The sequence below is a fragment of the Bradyrhizobium lupini genome (assembly GCF_040939785.1).
Classification (GTDB): domain Bacteria; phylum Pseudomonadota; class Alphaproteobacteria; order Rhizobiales; family Xanthobacteraceae; genus Bradyrhizobium; species Bradyrhizobium canariense_D.
The window spans coordinates 1,609,095-1,622,997 of record NZ_CP162553.1 but is presented as its reverse complement, the minus strand read 5'-3'; the positions used below and the strand labels follow the sequence as shown (position 1 = coordinate 1,622,997).

Sequence of the window (13,903 nt, the reverse complement as noted above, 5' to 3'; positions counted from 1 at the left end):
CGCCTAAGCGGGGTATGACGGTGTCATGCCTCGCTTCGGGAACCCCGCCGCATGATGCCGGCGCATGAGACCTACGATGTCATCGTCGTCGGCGCCGGTGCCGGTGGCATGACGGCCGCGGCCGTCGCCGCCGCCGAAGGCCTGCGCGTGTTGGTGATCGAGAAGACCGCTTTCGTCGGCGGCACCACCGCGTGGTCCGATGGCACGGTCTGGATTCCCGCCAATGCCAAGATGGAAGAGGCGGGGCTCTCCGATAGCGTAACGGACGCCGTGCAATATTTGTCGAGCACAGTGCCCGGAGCCCGCCAATGCGGGCCTCCGCGCCGCTTTCCTCGCGCGCGGACCGGAGGCGGTCACCTATCTCGAAGCCAACACGCAAGTGCGGCTCCAGCCGGTGGAAGCGTGTCCGGACTATTATCCGGAGCGATTGGGCGCGACGCCGGGCGGGCGCGTGCTCGAGCCGGTCGTCTTCGACGGCACGCGGCTGGGGGCCGCATTCGCGCGGCTGCGCGCGCCGGTGCCGGAGTTCACGCTGTTCGGCGGGATGATGGTCAACCGCCTCGACATCCCGCATTTGCACCGGGCCGGAAGATCGCTGCGCTCGACTCTTCGCGCGGCGCGGCTGGTTTCGGAGCATGCGTGGCAGCGGCTGCGCGGCCCGCGCGGCACGACGCTGCAGCTTGGCAACGCACTCGCCGCACGGCTGTATGCCTCGCTGCTGGCCCGGCAGGTTGAGATCCTCTTTAGTGCGGACGTCGAAGGCCTGTCCACGCAGGGCGAGCGGGTCGGCGGGGTAATTATCCGTCATGGCTCGCGCGATCGCCTGATCGCCGCGCGGCGCGGTGTGGTGCTGGCGACCGGCGGCTTTTCGCACGACGCAACCTTGCGCAAGCGCTTCTTCCCACCCGCTGCCGGATTCATCTCGGCGACCCACCCGTCCGCCACGGGTGACGGGCTCCGCCTCGCGACTGTAACCGGCGCAGCGCTCAACACGGATGCGACGAGCCCGGCCTATTGGGTGCCGGCCTCGCTGTTCCGGCGTGCCGATGGAAGCCGTGGTGTTTTCCCGCATACAGCGACCGACCGCGCCAAGCCCGGCGTGATCGCGGTCAATGCGGCCGGCCGGCGCTTCGCCAACGAGGCGCTGTCCTACCACGAGTTCGTGCTCGCGATGCTGCGTGACGGTGACGGCGAATCGGACCGGCCGTTCTATCTGATCTGCGACCGTCCGTTCCTGTGGAGTTACGGCCTAGGCCGCATCAAGCCGTTCACCCGCAATATCAGACGCTATGTGGCGAGCGGCGAGTTGGTCGAGGCCGCTGATATCGCGCAGGTCGCAGCGAAGATCGGCATCAAGCCGTCGATACTCGCGGCGACGATCGCAAACTACAATTCCGATGCGAAGGACGGCCGCGATCCCGAGTTCGGTCGCGGCAGCACCATCTCTCAGCGACACCTTGGTGATATCAGCCACAAGCCGAACCCTTGCGTCGCGCCCATCCTCTACGCGCCGTTCTTTGCGATGCGGATTTATCCGGCCGATCTCGGCACGGCGATCGGCATGAAGGTGGATGCCCAGGCGCGCGTATTGCGCGAGGACGGCACGCCGGTTGCGGGCCTCTACGCCTGCGGCAACGACATGGGCTCGATCATGAACGGCAATTGTCCCGGGCCGGGGATCGCGTTGGGACCGGCACTGACGTTCGGGTACATCGCAGGAAGGCATCTGGCGGAGGGGAGTGTGGCCGGGGCGAGTGCGGCCACAGCGTTGGTCTAGCCATTTCCACCGCTGTCATGCCCCGCGACCCGGCTACGCCAAGGCTTCGCCGAGGTCGAAGTCTGGGCGCGCCGAAGCTTTAGCGTAGGCGGCAGGCGGGGCATCCAGTACGCCGCAGCCCATCGGACTAATCACAACCGCCTCGGAGTACTGGATCGCCCGCCTTTGCGGGCGATGACACCGAGAATGTAGCGCCAGTCTTCCGCTACTCCGCAGCCGCAGCAAAGCGGCTGTTCTCCAGTTCTGCTTCCAGCCGCGCCTTCTCCGCCGCCGCCAGTTTGATGTTGGCTTCCTTGACATGCCCGAAGCCGCGGATCGTCTCCGGCAGCCGCGCGAGCCTCGTCAGCAGCGGGATCTGCTCCGCTTTCAGCCCGGCGATGCGCTGATCGATCATGTCGAAATAATCCGCGACCAGCTTCCGCTCGGTGCGGCGCTCCTCGGTGCGGCCGAACGGGTCGAACGCGCCGCCACGCAGGAACTTCAGCCCGGCGAGGAGGCGGAAGGCGTGAATCATCCAGCCGCCGAATTCCTTCTTCTGGAGGTGTCCCGTCGTCTTGTCGCGCTGCGCGAAGATCGGCGGGGCCAGATAGAACTTCAGCTTGAAGTCGCCGTCGAATTTCTCCGAGACTTTCTTGGAGAAGCTGCCATCGGTGTAAAGCCGCGCGACTTCGTATTCGTCCTTATAGGACATCAGCTTGAACAGGTTTTTCGCGACAGCCTCGGTCAGCTCCGTGCTAGCAGGCGAGGTTGCTGCTTCCGCCTTGCGCACCTTGGCGACGGCGGCGAGGTAGCGATCGGCGTAGGCCCTGTCCTGATAGCCGGTCAAAAACTCCGCGCGCGTTGCGATGATGTCGTCGAGCGACTTTGTCGGCGCGGAGGTTCGGCTCCTGAATTGCAGCACGCTCCGCACCCGCGACATGTCGTGGGCGGCGAGGCGTCCCCAGGTGAAGGCGAGCTTGTTCATTTCGATCGCGGCGCCGTTGATCTCGATGGCGCGAAGCAGCGCTTCCAGCGACAGCGGGATTGCGCCCTTCTGGAAGGCGAAGCCGAGCATGAAGGGATTTGTCGCGATCGAATCGCCCATCAGTGCCGAGGCAATGCCGGTGGCATCGATGATGTCGAGGTTCTTGTCGCCGACGGCGTCGCGCAGCACGGTCTGCATCGTCCCCATCTCGAAATCGAGGTCGGGGTTTTGCACGAAGCTCGCGGTCGGCTGCAGGTCGGCGTTGATATACGCTTTCGTCGTTCCGCGCTCGGCGCGACTGAGCGCGGAGGGACCGGCCGAGACGATCATGTCGCAGCCGAGGATGACGTCGGCGCCGCCCGTCGTGATCCGGACCGCGGAGATGTCTTCCGGCTTCGCGGCGATGCGCACATGGCTCATCACCGCGCCGTTCTTCTGCGACAGGCCGGTGAAGTCCAGCGCCGAGCAGCCGCGGCCGTCGACATGGGCGGCCATGCCGAGCAGCGCGCCGATGGTGATGACGCCGGTGCCGCCGATGCCGGTGACGAGGATGTTGTAGGATGCGTCCAGCTCACGCGCGGGTGGCAGCGGCAGGTCGGCAAACAACTGGCCTGAATCCACCGCCGAGGTCTTGATCCGCTTGAGCGTGCCGCCGTGCACGGTGACGAAGCTCGGGCAAAAACCCTCGACGCAGGAGAAGTCCTTGTTGCAGTTCGACTGGTCGATCTGGCGCTTGCGGCCGAACTCGGTCTCCAGCGGCTGCACCGAGACGCAGTTCGACGCTTGCGAGCAATCGCCGCAACCTTCGCAGACGAGCTCGTTGATGAAAGCGCGCTTGGCGGGATCCGGATAGAGCCCGCGCTTGCGGCGGCGGCGCTTTTCCGCGGCGCAGGTCTGGTCGTAGATCACGACCGTAAGACCCTGGATGTCGCGCAGCTCGCGCTGCACGGCGTCGAGCTCGCGGCGATGATGGACGGTCGCGCCTTGCGGGAAGTAGTTGGTGTCAGGGTATTTGGTCGGATCGTCCGAGACGATCGCGAGCCGCTTGACGCCCTCGGCCCAGACCTGATGCGCGATCTGGGCGACGTTGAAGCCGCCCTCGGCCGGCTGGCCGCCGGTCATCGCGACGGCGTCGTTGTAGAGGATCTTGTAGGTGATGCTGATGCCGGCGGCCGATGCCGCGCGAAGGGCGAGCAGCCCGGAATGGGTGTAGGTGCCGTCGCCGAGATTCTGGAAAATGTGCTGCTCGGTCGTGAAGGGCGCTTGTCCTATCCAGTTCACGCCCTCGGCGCCCATATGCGAGATCAGATCGGTGCGGCGCGTCGGCATGCTCAGAGCCATGCCGTGGCAACCGATGCCGGCCATGGCTCGGCTTCCCTCGGGCACGCGCGTGGAGGTGTTGTGCGGGCAACCCGAGCAGAAGAACGGCGTGCGCGCGAGCTTGATTTGCCCGGAGGCCGGAACAGGAGTGTCGAAGGCCTCGAGCCGGGCGAGGCGCTGCTCCAGCACTGGGCTGTGGTGGCCGAGCTTGCGCAGCCGCGCCACCAGTGCGGATGCAACGATGGTCGGCGTCAGCTCGCCCTCGCTCGGCAATAGCGGCGCGCCGCGTTCGTCGCGCTTCCCGGTAACGGTTGGGCGCCTGGACGCATCGATATTGTAGAGGATGCGCATCAGCTGGTCTTCGATGAAACCGCGCTTCTCCTCGACCACCAGCACGTCCTGAAGCCCTTCGGCGAAGCGCTTGGCCCCGCTTTCTTCCAGCGGCCAGGTCATCGCGACCTTGTAGATGCGCAGGCCAAGGTCCTCCGCGTCCTTGTCGGAAATGCCCAGATCGGCCAGCGCCTGCCGCAGATCAAGATAAGCCTTACCGGTCGCGACGATGCCGAGCCGTGCCGGCCTGGAGTCGAGCACGATGCGGTCGAGCTGGTTGGCGCGCGCAAAGGCCTGCACCGCCGCCATCTTCGGGCCGAACAGGCGCCTCTCTGCGTCCAGCGGCGGATCGGGCCAGCGGATGTTGAGGCCGCCGGGCGGCATCTCGAAATCGTCGGGGAGCTTAATCTGGATGCGTTCGGGATCACTGTAGATCGACGCCGAACTCTCCACGGTTTCGCTGATCGCCTTGAAGCCGACCCAGCAGCCGGAGAAGCGCGACAGCGCAAAACCGTAAAGGCCGAGGTCGAGATAATCCTGCAGCGTCGCCGGGTTGATCACGGGGATCAGCGCCGCTGCGAAGACCTGCTCGCTCTGGTGTGCCAGTGTCGAGGATTGGCAGCCATGGTCGTCGCCGGCAAGCGCGAGTACGCCGCCATTCAGCGAGGTGCCGGCGGCATTCGCATGCTTGAGCGCGTCAACCGAGCGATCGACGCCGGGCCCCTTGCCGTACCAGATGCCGAACACGCCATCGACCTTGGCGCCGGGAAACAGGCCGACCTGCTGGCTGCCCCAGACGGCGGTCGCCGCTAGGTCCTCATTAAGGCCGGGGACGAAGGCAATGTCGTGCTGCTGGAGGTATGACTTCGCGCGCCACAGCGCGTGGTCGTACATGCCGAGCGGGGAGCCCCGATAGCCCGAGATGAAGCCGCCGGTGTTGAGGCCCTGAAGTCGATCGCGTTCGCGCTGCAACATGGGCAACCGGACCAGCGCCTGCGTGCCGGACAGGAAGATCCGCTTCGATTCGAGCCGGTATTTGTCGTCCAGCTCGACCTGCATCAGCGTCATTTCGGAAGTCCTCGTCTCTTGGTCGGCTCTTATTCGACTTGGGGTTTGCGCTGCGGGAGGGAGGAGCGGCTGCGCGACGCGAATTGTGACAGTCAAGGGCATGCACAGGCGAAGTCAATATCGCTGGCCGCATCCGTGGCGCTCCTGCTAGTCATGGCTTGCTTGCGGAGGACACCATGACGGCACAAGTGTTCGATACCGAGATCACGGAGACCGACGGCGCTCTGATCGGGCCGTGGCGTCAGCCGCGTCAGATGCTGCAATCCCAAACCTACGACGCGCACGCCTCGATCCCACGACGACGCCACCGCGCAGAAGCTCGGCTTCAAGGGCGGCACCATCGAGGGCCCGACCCATTTCAGCCAGTTTGCTCCGCTCGGCGCGCGTTTGTGGGGACAGGTCTGGTTCGAGAGCGGCTGTCTCTCCGCGCATTACCGCAGCGTCTGTTACGAAGGCGAGGAGGTGCAGGCGATCCTGTCGAAGCCGCTGCCCGGCACCAGCCAGTGCCAGATCCAGATGGTCAAACGTGACGGCACCGAGGTGCTGCGTGGCACGGCCTCGGTCGGAGAACCGCAGGCCGCAACCGCGCTGGAGGCGCGTCTTGGCGAACTCAAGCCGCTCACTGATCCCGTGATCCTGCGCGACGTGAAGGTGGCGCAGACGAGCCGGCGCCAGGCGGTGCGGATGGCGTTCGACCAGATCATGGGCGAGCTCTATCCGTTCTCGCTGCGGCAGAAGCTCGCCGTCATCACCGAGACCTCGCCGTATTATTCAGGCGCCGGCAATCCTTCTGCGAGATCCGTGGGGCAGGGCGATCATCCCGATGGAGATGCTGAGCGTGCTGTTCCAGTACCGCTCCAAGGACGATCCTCTCCCGGCCAAGGGCCCGGCCGTCGGCCTGTTCGCCGACCAGGAGATCAGGCTGGTGAAGGGCCCGCTGTTTGTGGACGAGGACTACGAAGTCGAGCGCGAGGTCGTCGCGCTCTCCGGCAGCCGACGCACCGAGAGCGCCTGGGTGAAGACGCGCGTGTTCGACAAGACGAATTCGGTGGTGGCGACCATGCTGCTGAACATGGCGACGCTGAAGGATTCTTACGCGCCGTATGAGGAAGAATATCGACGGCTGTACGGAGATACTGCCCGGTAGAAGCGAGCTTCGTTGTCGCTCATCCTTTGGGCAAATGCACGTCGCAAAAGCCGCCGCACAGCGAATAAGCAGACCCCGGATTTCCTCATAACATTCTGACGGCGCAGGAAATTTTCCCGCGCTGTCCGCCCGATTGCCATTGTACACAATGGCACGGCGCTTGCAGAACTCCGGGCAACGAGAGTTCTCGCGGGGGCCTTGAGTCATGTTGAACTCAACCAAGCCGACATTGGGTGTCATCATCGCCGAACCGGAGCCGGTCAAGCTCGACTGGTCGGCTACCGCGCTCCTCATCATCGACATGCAGCGCGACTTCATGGAGCCTGGCGGCTTCGGCGAGACGCTCGGCAACGACGTCAGCCAGCTCGCGCGCGCGGTGAAGCCGATCGGTGCGGTGCTGAAGGCCGCGCGGGAGACCGGCATGCTGGTGATCCACACGCGCGAGGGCCATCTGCCCGATCTCTCCGACGCGCCGCCGGCGAAAGTCGAGCGCGGCGCGCCATCGCTTCGCATCGGGGACCCCGGTCCTATGGGCCGCATTCTCATTCGCGGCGAGGCGGGCCACGACATCATCCCGGAGCTCTATCCGCTCGACAGCGAGATCGTGATCGACAAGCCCGGCAAGGGCGCGTTCTACGCCACCGAGCTCACCGACGTGCTGGAGAAATACGGCATCGAGAATCTGCTGGTGTGCGGCGTCACCACCGAGGTGTGCGTCAACACCACCGTGCGCGAGGCCAACGACCGCGGCTATCGCTGCATCGTCATCTCGGACGGCTGCGCATCCTACTTCCCCGAATTTCACGAGATGGGCTTGAAGATGATCAAGGCCCAGGGCGGCATCTTCGGCTGGGTTGCAAGCTCAGCCGCGGTTCTGGAGGCGATGAAGATTTCCACATCAGCGTAGGGGCATCACGATGAGCACAGGCACGACAGGGACGGCCGGCACCTCCGAGTTCAAGCCAGCACTATGGACACCGGGCGACTGGAACGCGTTTTTCGGCTTCGGCACCAACATCCTCGTCAACATGCTGGTGCTCACAGGCCTGTTGCGCTTCGTGTTGAAGATGCCCGACTCACTGGTGTTCGGCCGCATCCTTCCCGCACTCGGGCTGATGATGTGCCTTTCCACCTTCTACTACGCGTTCCTCGCTTATCGTCTGGCACAGACGACCGGCCGCAACGACGTCTGTGCGTTACCGTCAGGCGTCAGCGTACCGCACATGTTCATCGTCACCTTCGTGATCATGCTGCCGATCACGATCAAGACCGGCGATCCGCTCAAGGGCTGGTCGGCGGGCCTGGTCTGGGTGTTCTTCCAGAGCTTCATCCTGATGATCGGCGGCTTCATCGCGCCGTTCATTCGAAAAATCACGCCGCGCGCGGCGCTGCTCGGTACGCTCGCCGGCGTATCCGTCACCTTCATCTCGATGCGGCCGGCGCTCGAAATGTACATGACGCCGCAGATCGGCCTGGTCTGCTTCGCCATCATTCTGGTGAGCTGGTTCGGTGGCGTGAAATATTGGCGCGGCATTCCCGCCGGTCTCGTCGCGATCGCGGTGGGCATGGTCATCGCATGGGGTTCGAACCTGTTCGGCCTCGGTCTCGGTGGACTGAGCGTCAAAGGCGTCGGTGATGCCTTTGCCAATTTCGGCTTCTCGGTGCCGATCCCGGCGGTAGGCTACGTCTTCTCCGGTTTCGAATTCCTCGGAATCATTCTGGTTACCGCCATTCCGTTCGGCATCTATGATCTCGTCGAGGCCATGGACAATGTCGAGAGCGCGGAGGCCGCCGGCGACGAATATCCGACCACGCGCGTGCTCACCGCCGACGGAATCGTCAGCCTGATTGGCTGCCTGATGGGCAATCCCTTCATCAACGCCGTCTATATCGGCCATCCCGGCTGGAAGGCGATGGGCGGCCGCATTGGTTACTCGGCTGCGACCGGCATCATGGTGGTGGTGCTGGCTTGGTTCGGCATCATCTCGGTGCTGCTGGCGCTGGTCCCGGTCGCCGCGATCTCGCCCATCCTGCTCTATATCGGCATGCTGATCGGCGCGCAGGCGTTCCAGACCACGCCGGTCAAGCACGCGCCCGCGATCGTGCTGGCGCTGACGCCGCATCTGGCCGCCTGGGCCAAGCTCCAGATCGACACCATGCTGGGCTCGACCATGAACGCGGCTGCGACCGTCGGCGGAATGGCCGCCGACAAGGCCGACGCGGTCAAGGCTGCGGCGATCGCAGCACTGCCTCAGCAGGGCGTGTTCTATCACGGACTCGAAGTGATGGGCGGCGGCTCCATCCTCGGCGGCCTGATCCTGGGTGCGATCGGTGTCTTCATCATCGAGCGCGACTTCGAGAAGGCCTCGGCGTTTGCGCTGGTTGGTGCGATCCTGACCTACTTCGGCTTCATGCACGGCGAAGCCGTCGGCATCGGCGGCGGCTTTGGCGTCACGCCCGCGGTCGCGTTCGCCTATGCCGTGATGGCCGCCGGTTTGTTCGCGGCCAGCCGGCTCGGCGCGAGCGAGTCCTACATGCCGCACGCGGACATGCACGCGGCACCGGCGGAGTAGCTACCCGCCCTTGACGGCACCCGCGGTGAGCCCGGCGACGATCTGTCGCTGGGCGAACACCGTGAGCAGCAGCACCGGAAGGGTGACGATCAGCGCGGCGGCCGCGAGCGGCCCCCAGCTCAATTGGTCGAACGAGATCATGTTGTAGACCGCGACTGGCAAGGTGCGTGTCTCGCGTCCGGCCAGCACGATGCCAAAGACAAAGTTGTTCCAGGAGAAGATCACGGCGAGAATGAAAGCGACCGCGATGCCAGGCTTGGCGATCGGCAGCGCGACATGGCGGAAGACCTGCCAGCGCGTGGCGCCGTCGATGAGGGCTGCTTCTTCCAGCTCCATTGGCGTCGTCTCGAAATAGCCGATCATAATCCAGATCACGATCGGCACCGTGACCACGAGGTGGATGATGATCTGCGGCACCAGCGTGCCGAGCAGTCCCAGCCACTGGAACATGAGAAACAGCGGGATCAGATAGGACAGGCCCGGCGTGATGCGGGCGATCAGGATCACGATCGCGGATTTATGCGCGGCCATGCGTGCGATGCCGTAGCCGGCGGGAACGCCGACGAGCAGGGCAAGCAGCGTCGCACTGCCGGTGACGATCAGGCTGTTGATGAAATAGGTCAGAAAGCGGTTGGAGGCGAGCACGTCGGCATAGTTTTTCCAGGCGACATGCTCGGGAAAGAACACCGGCGGGTATGCGGCGTTGTCGATCTCGAATTTGAGCGACAGCGACAGCATCCAGAGAAAGAACAGGATCGCCGGCGACACGATGAGGAACACCGAGAACCACAGGCCGATCTTGCCGATGATTTGCCTTGGACTCATGTGCCGCTCGCGATCTCGGTCCACAGCATGCGTTGGCGTGCATAAAGCATCACCGCCGCGAGCAGAACGATCAGCAGGAAGAACACGACCGCGATCGCCGAGCCGTAGCCGAGGTCGTAATAGGAGAAGGCGACGCTGTAGAGATAGATGTTGATCGTCTCCGACGCCGATCCCGGACCGCCCTGCGTGATCGCGAAAATGATGTCGAAGCTCTTCACGGCATCGATCATGCGGATCATGCCGGCGATGAACAGGAACGGCATGATCAGCGGCAGGGTGATGAAGCGGAACACCTGCCAGATGCTGGCGCCGTCGATCTGTGCACTTTCGTAAGGCTCGGTCGGGATCGCTGCCAGGCCGCCGAGTACGATCAGCATGACCAGCGGCGTCCATTGCCAGGTCTCGACCAGCACCAGCGAGGGAATGACGGTCGCGGGATGGAATACCCAGAGCTGCGCGGGGATTCCGACCAGTGACAGCAGATAGTTCAGTACGCCGAGCTGCGGGTGGAACATCATGGTCCAGACCAGCGCGATCGCCACCGGCGTCGCCATCATCGGCATGATGAAGACGCCGCGCAGAAAGCCGCGGCCAGGGAATTTCTGGTGAAACACTACGGCCGCAAACGTGCCGAGCACGAGCGGCAGCAGCACGGACAGTATGGTGTAGACCAGTGTGTGCCCGACGGCCTCGATGAAGCGGGGATCGCTCGTCAGCCGCAGATAATTGGACAAGCCAACGAAGGTGGTCGAGGAGCCGACCTTCCACTCGTTCAGGCTCATCCAGATCGTGAAGACCCACGGAAAGATGATGATCGCGATCACGACGACCAGCGCCGGGACCACGAACGGCCAGTAGGACGGCGGCCGCAACTCCTTCTCCGGCGCGGCTTCAGACTGTGCCGCGCCCGGAGTCGATTGTGTCAACGCACTCACGCCTTCTCGCTACGCTCCAGGATCGGCCGGTACTGATCGTTGGCCTTCTTCAGCTCGGCGGCAGGATCGGCGCCGGACAAGGTCGCAGTGACCGCGGCGCCGACGATATCGCGGAATTCGGCGACGGGAATAACGACGGGCAGGCCCAGCTTGCTGATCTTGCCGGAATCGATCACCGATTGCAGCCATTCCTTGGTCTTGACGCCCTTCTGGACCTCGGGATCGCCAAGGATGGAGTTGCGGAACGGCACGCCGCCGCCGGCCTGCAGCAGCCGCGCGCCCTGGGTTTTCGAGACCACCCATTGGCAGAGCAGATAGGCGGCTTCCTTGTTCTTGCTCGCAGCGGCAACGCCGATGCCGTCGCCATAGGTCGAGGAATATTGGCCCTTGGGGCCGGCGGGCACGACGGTGTAGCCGACCTTGCCGACGACGCGCGAGGCGGCCGGGTCTTCCAACGGCGGCGCCCAGCCGACGCCGTCGATCCACATCGCGGATCGGCCTTGCGTGAACGAGGCCATCGACTCCATCCAGTTGAAGCCGGCGACGCCTGGAGGTGCCGATTTCGTCAGGAGCGTCTGATAGAGCTTGGTCGCCGCAATGGCTTCCGGACCGTCCGTCAGGATGTTGCCCTTGGCGTCGAGGAATTCCCCGCCATAGTTGAGGAAGAAGTTGCTCCACATCGCCATGTTGGCGTTGCGTAAGCCGCGCCCGACAAAGCCGTAGATCCCTTCCTTGGTATCGGTGAGCTTCTCGGCCGCCGCAGCCATCTCGTCGAGGGTCTTGGGAACGGTGACGCCCTTCTTCTCGAACAGCTCCTTGTTGTAGTAGAGGATGAAATAATCGACCGACCACGGCAGCGACAGCATCTGGCCCTTGTCGTTCCTGGCGTATTGCAGGCCGGCTGCCGAGAAGTCGCCCTCGACGAGATCGGCCGCGGTGAGCGCCGGGTCCTTCATGAAGGGCGTCAAGTCGGCGAGCCAGCCGGCCTTCTCGAATTGCCGCTTCTGCACATGGTAGCTGAGATGGACGACGTCGAAGCTCGGCCGTCCCGAGGTGAACTCGATCACCACCTTTTGGCGCTGCTGCTGCTCGGGAATCTGCTCCGCTTCGACCTGGATGCCGGTGAGTTCGGTGAACTCCTTCACGTATTTTTGCAGGTTGTCGCCGCGGGGCCCCTTGGCGAGGATCACCTCGAGCTTGGTCCCCGCGTATTTCTTCCAGTTCACCTCGGCACGCGCCGGCAATCCCGTCAGGCTGAGCGCGCCAGCTGCGGCAGTGCCCGTCAAGAGCGTACGACGCGAGATTTTGTGGTTGACCACTTGAGGTCCCTCCCTGTGACTCAATTTGGGCGGATACTAGCGGCCGTTCTGCTTCTGCCTAGTCCTAATCTGCGGAATTCAGGGCCGCACGGCCGGCGTCTCCATCGGCAAGCCATGCGCTCGCGACATCAGATAGAGTTCGAGCGCGACCAACTCGGGCGCGCCGAAATCATAGGCCTGGGCGCGGACACCCGTCATGCAACTGCGTAGCCGCCGCTCCAGCGATCCCAGCGTCTGCCATTCCAGGCGATAAAGCGGATAGCCGGTCGGCTGTCCTTGCGTGACCGGCGCGCCGGCAAGCCGCTTGTTGAAATTGTCGTCGTGGCAATTGGTGCAGGCAAGATTGAGCTGGCCTTCGCGCTGCATGAAGAGGGCGCGGCCCTGTTCGACGAATGGCTTCAGTTGCGGATCGTCGCCCGCGGTGATCGCGGTGCCGCGCGATTGGTGCGCGACGAAGGCGGACAGGGCCAGCAAATCGCGGCTCTCGTAGGGGAGCGGCCTCGCCTGCTGATGATTGCTGCGGCACAGATTGATGCGCTGGTCGAGCGTGACGGGGCGCGCCAGCGCCTTGTCGAAGGCCGGATAGCGCGCCGCGACGCCTTTCATGCTGCCGCGTGCATCGCCATGGCAATCCACGCAGGCCTTGTCGGCGCTGCCGGTCCTCTTCGTCCATAACGCCTCGCCGTCGAGCACGAACAGCATGCCGGGATTTGAGGTGTCGTCATCCTGCATCGCGCGCGTGTCGGGCCCCATGAACGAATAGCCGGAGCGGCGCGCGTCCGGCGCAATCTCGCCGGCGAGCAGGGCAGGGACCGTGGCGAGGAGCGCCGCGGCCGATATCGCGCGCCAAAAACTCATTCGACCGTGATCGACGCCGATGCGCTGGACGAATAGCCGTTGTCGCCGATCCACTCGAACTCGAACTTACCGCTCTGCTTCGCGACCGTGAAAAACGACAGATAGGGATTGGCTGCTATCGCCGGAAAGAGATCGGCGCGAAAAATCTCGGTGCCGTTGTAGCGGCACGTGAAACTCGTGATGATGTCGCGCGGCACCAGCGCGCCGTCCGCGGTATGGCGGAAGCCCGTCTCCATGATGTGCGAGGTCAACGTGCGGATCTCGATGATTTCGCCGCGCCTGGCTTTCGGCGGAACGTTGATGAGCGCGGCCATCAATTCATCTCCTCGGTGCAGGCGGCCAGCGTCACCACGATCTCGGCCGTGACCTGCCAGAACGTGTCGTCGGAAAGACGCGCGATCGCCACCACCTTCTGGGTGTCGGCGAGCCGAATCCGGGTCGAGATTTGGGCGCGGCCGGACGAGGGGCCGAGATAGAAATTGCCGATGTTCGGCTGCGGGTTCTTCTCGTTGAAGACGTGGATGCTCTTGACGTAGTCGCCCGCCGTCATCGGGCTCGCGACGCTCACGGTCAGCGGCACCGTGTTGCCGTTCTCGACCAGCGGCGGAATGTCGAGCTTCACCTTGCCGGTGCGGACAGGTGCTTCGCCGACGACGTTGCGGATCGCGGCAGTGAGCATCGCCGGTGTCGCCTCGAGCGGCCGCAGCGTGACCATCGGGATCGCCCCGGCGAACGTCACGCTTCCGGCAAGATTCAGGAATTGGCGTCGCGTGGTTGGCATGAACAG

General features: G+C 64.3%; 9 protein-coding genes and 2 pseudogenes. 4 read left to right on the top strand and 7 right to left on the bottom strand.

Features of this window, described 5'->3' with window-relative positions; all coding sequences use genetic code 11:
- Window positions 1–51 precede the first annotated feature (51 nt).
- A pseudogene (locus AB3L03_RS07945) lies at window positions 52–1,777 on the top strand (FAD-dependent oxidoreductase).
- Between the two features lie 205 nt (window positions 1,778–1,982).
- On the opposite strand, the gene AB3L03_RS07940 reads toward AB3L03_RS07945, so the two are convergent.
- Entirely contained in the window at window positions 1,983–5,459 is a 3,477-nt protein-coding gene (locus tag AB3L03_RS07940; protein WP_247363501.1) for an indolepyruvate ferredoxin oxidoreductase family protein, read from the bottom strand.
- A gap of 176 nt (window positions 5,460–5,635) precedes the next feature.
- Between AB3L03_RS07940 and AB3L03_RS07935 the strand changes: the two are divergent.
- From AB3L03_RS07935 to AB3L03_RS07925, 3 genes and pseudogenes are all read left to right on the top strand, one after another.
- Window positions 5,636–6,606, top strand: a pseudogene (locus tag AB3L03_RS07935) (hypothetical protein).
- A 205-nt stretch (window positions 6,607–6,811) separates the two neighbouring features.
- Entirely contained in the window at window positions 6,812–7,513 is a 702-nt protein-coding gene (locus AB3L03_RS07930; protein WP_018457164.1) for a cysteine hydrolase family protein, read from the top strand.
- A gap of 10 nt (window positions 7,514–7,523) precedes the next feature.
- Window positions 7,524–9,179 carry a regulator gene (locus AB3L03_RS07925; RefSeq protein ID WP_368508403.1) on the top strand — a complete coding sequence of 552 codons (1,656 nt, stop codon included), beginning with the start codon at window positions 7,524–7,526 and terminating at the stop codon, window positions 9,177–9,179.
- On the opposite strand, the gene AB3L03_RS07920 is transcribed toward AB3L03_RS07925, so the two are convergent.
- From AB3L03_RS07920 to AB3L03_RS07895, 6 genes are all read right to left on the bottom strand, one after another.
- The gene (locus AB3L03_RS07920; protein ID WP_204510551.1) at window positions 9,180–10,004 is read right to left on the bottom strand and encodes a carbohydrate ABC transporter permease; all 825 of its coding nucleotides are present in this window, start codon (window positions 10,002–10,004) and stop codon (window positions 9,180–9,182) included. It abuts the gene before it with no gap.
- A complete protein-coding gene (locus AB3L03_RS07915; RefSeq protein ID WP_204510552.1) occupies window positions 10,001–10,939 on the bottom strand; it encodes a carbohydrate ABC transporter permease in 939 nt (312 codons plus the stop codon). The genes AB3L03_RS07920 and AB3L03_RS07915 overlap by 4 nt, the downstream gene beginning before the upstream one ends.
- Entirely contained in the window at window positions 10,936–12,258 is a 1,323-nt protein-coding gene (locus AB3L03_RS07910; RefSeq protein ID WP_204510553.1) for an ABC transporter substrate-binding protein, read from the bottom strand. Before AB3L03_RS07910 ends, AB3L03_RS07915 begins: the two co-directional genes overlap by 4 nt.
- 78 nt (window positions 12,259–12,336) lie before the next feature.
- Complete coding sequence (soxA, locus tag AB3L03_RS07905; RefSeq protein WP_204510554.1) at window positions 12,337–13,116, bottom strand: sulfur oxidation c-type cytochrome SoxA; 780 nt, start codon at window positions 13,114–13,116, stop codon at window positions 12,337–12,339.
- Window positions 13,113–13,430 carry a thiosulfate oxidation carrier complex protein SoxZ gene (gene soxZ, locus AB3L03_RS07900; protein ID WP_204510555.1) on the bottom strand — a complete coding sequence of 106 codons (318 nt, stop codon included), beginning with the start codon at window positions 13,428–13,430 and terminating at the stop codon, window positions 13,113–13,115. The genes soxA and soxZ overlap by 4 nt, the downstream gene beginning before the upstream one ends.
- The gene (locus AB3L03_RS07895) at window positions 13,430–13,897 is read right to left on the bottom strand and encodes a SoxY-related AACIE arm protein (RefSeq protein WP_204510556.1); all 468 of its coding nucleotides are present in this window, start codon (window positions 13,895–13,897) and stop codon (window positions 13,430–13,432) included. Before AB3L03_RS07895 ends, soxZ begins: the two co-directional genes overlap by 1 nt.
- Window positions 13,898–13,903 lie beyond the last annotated feature (6 nt).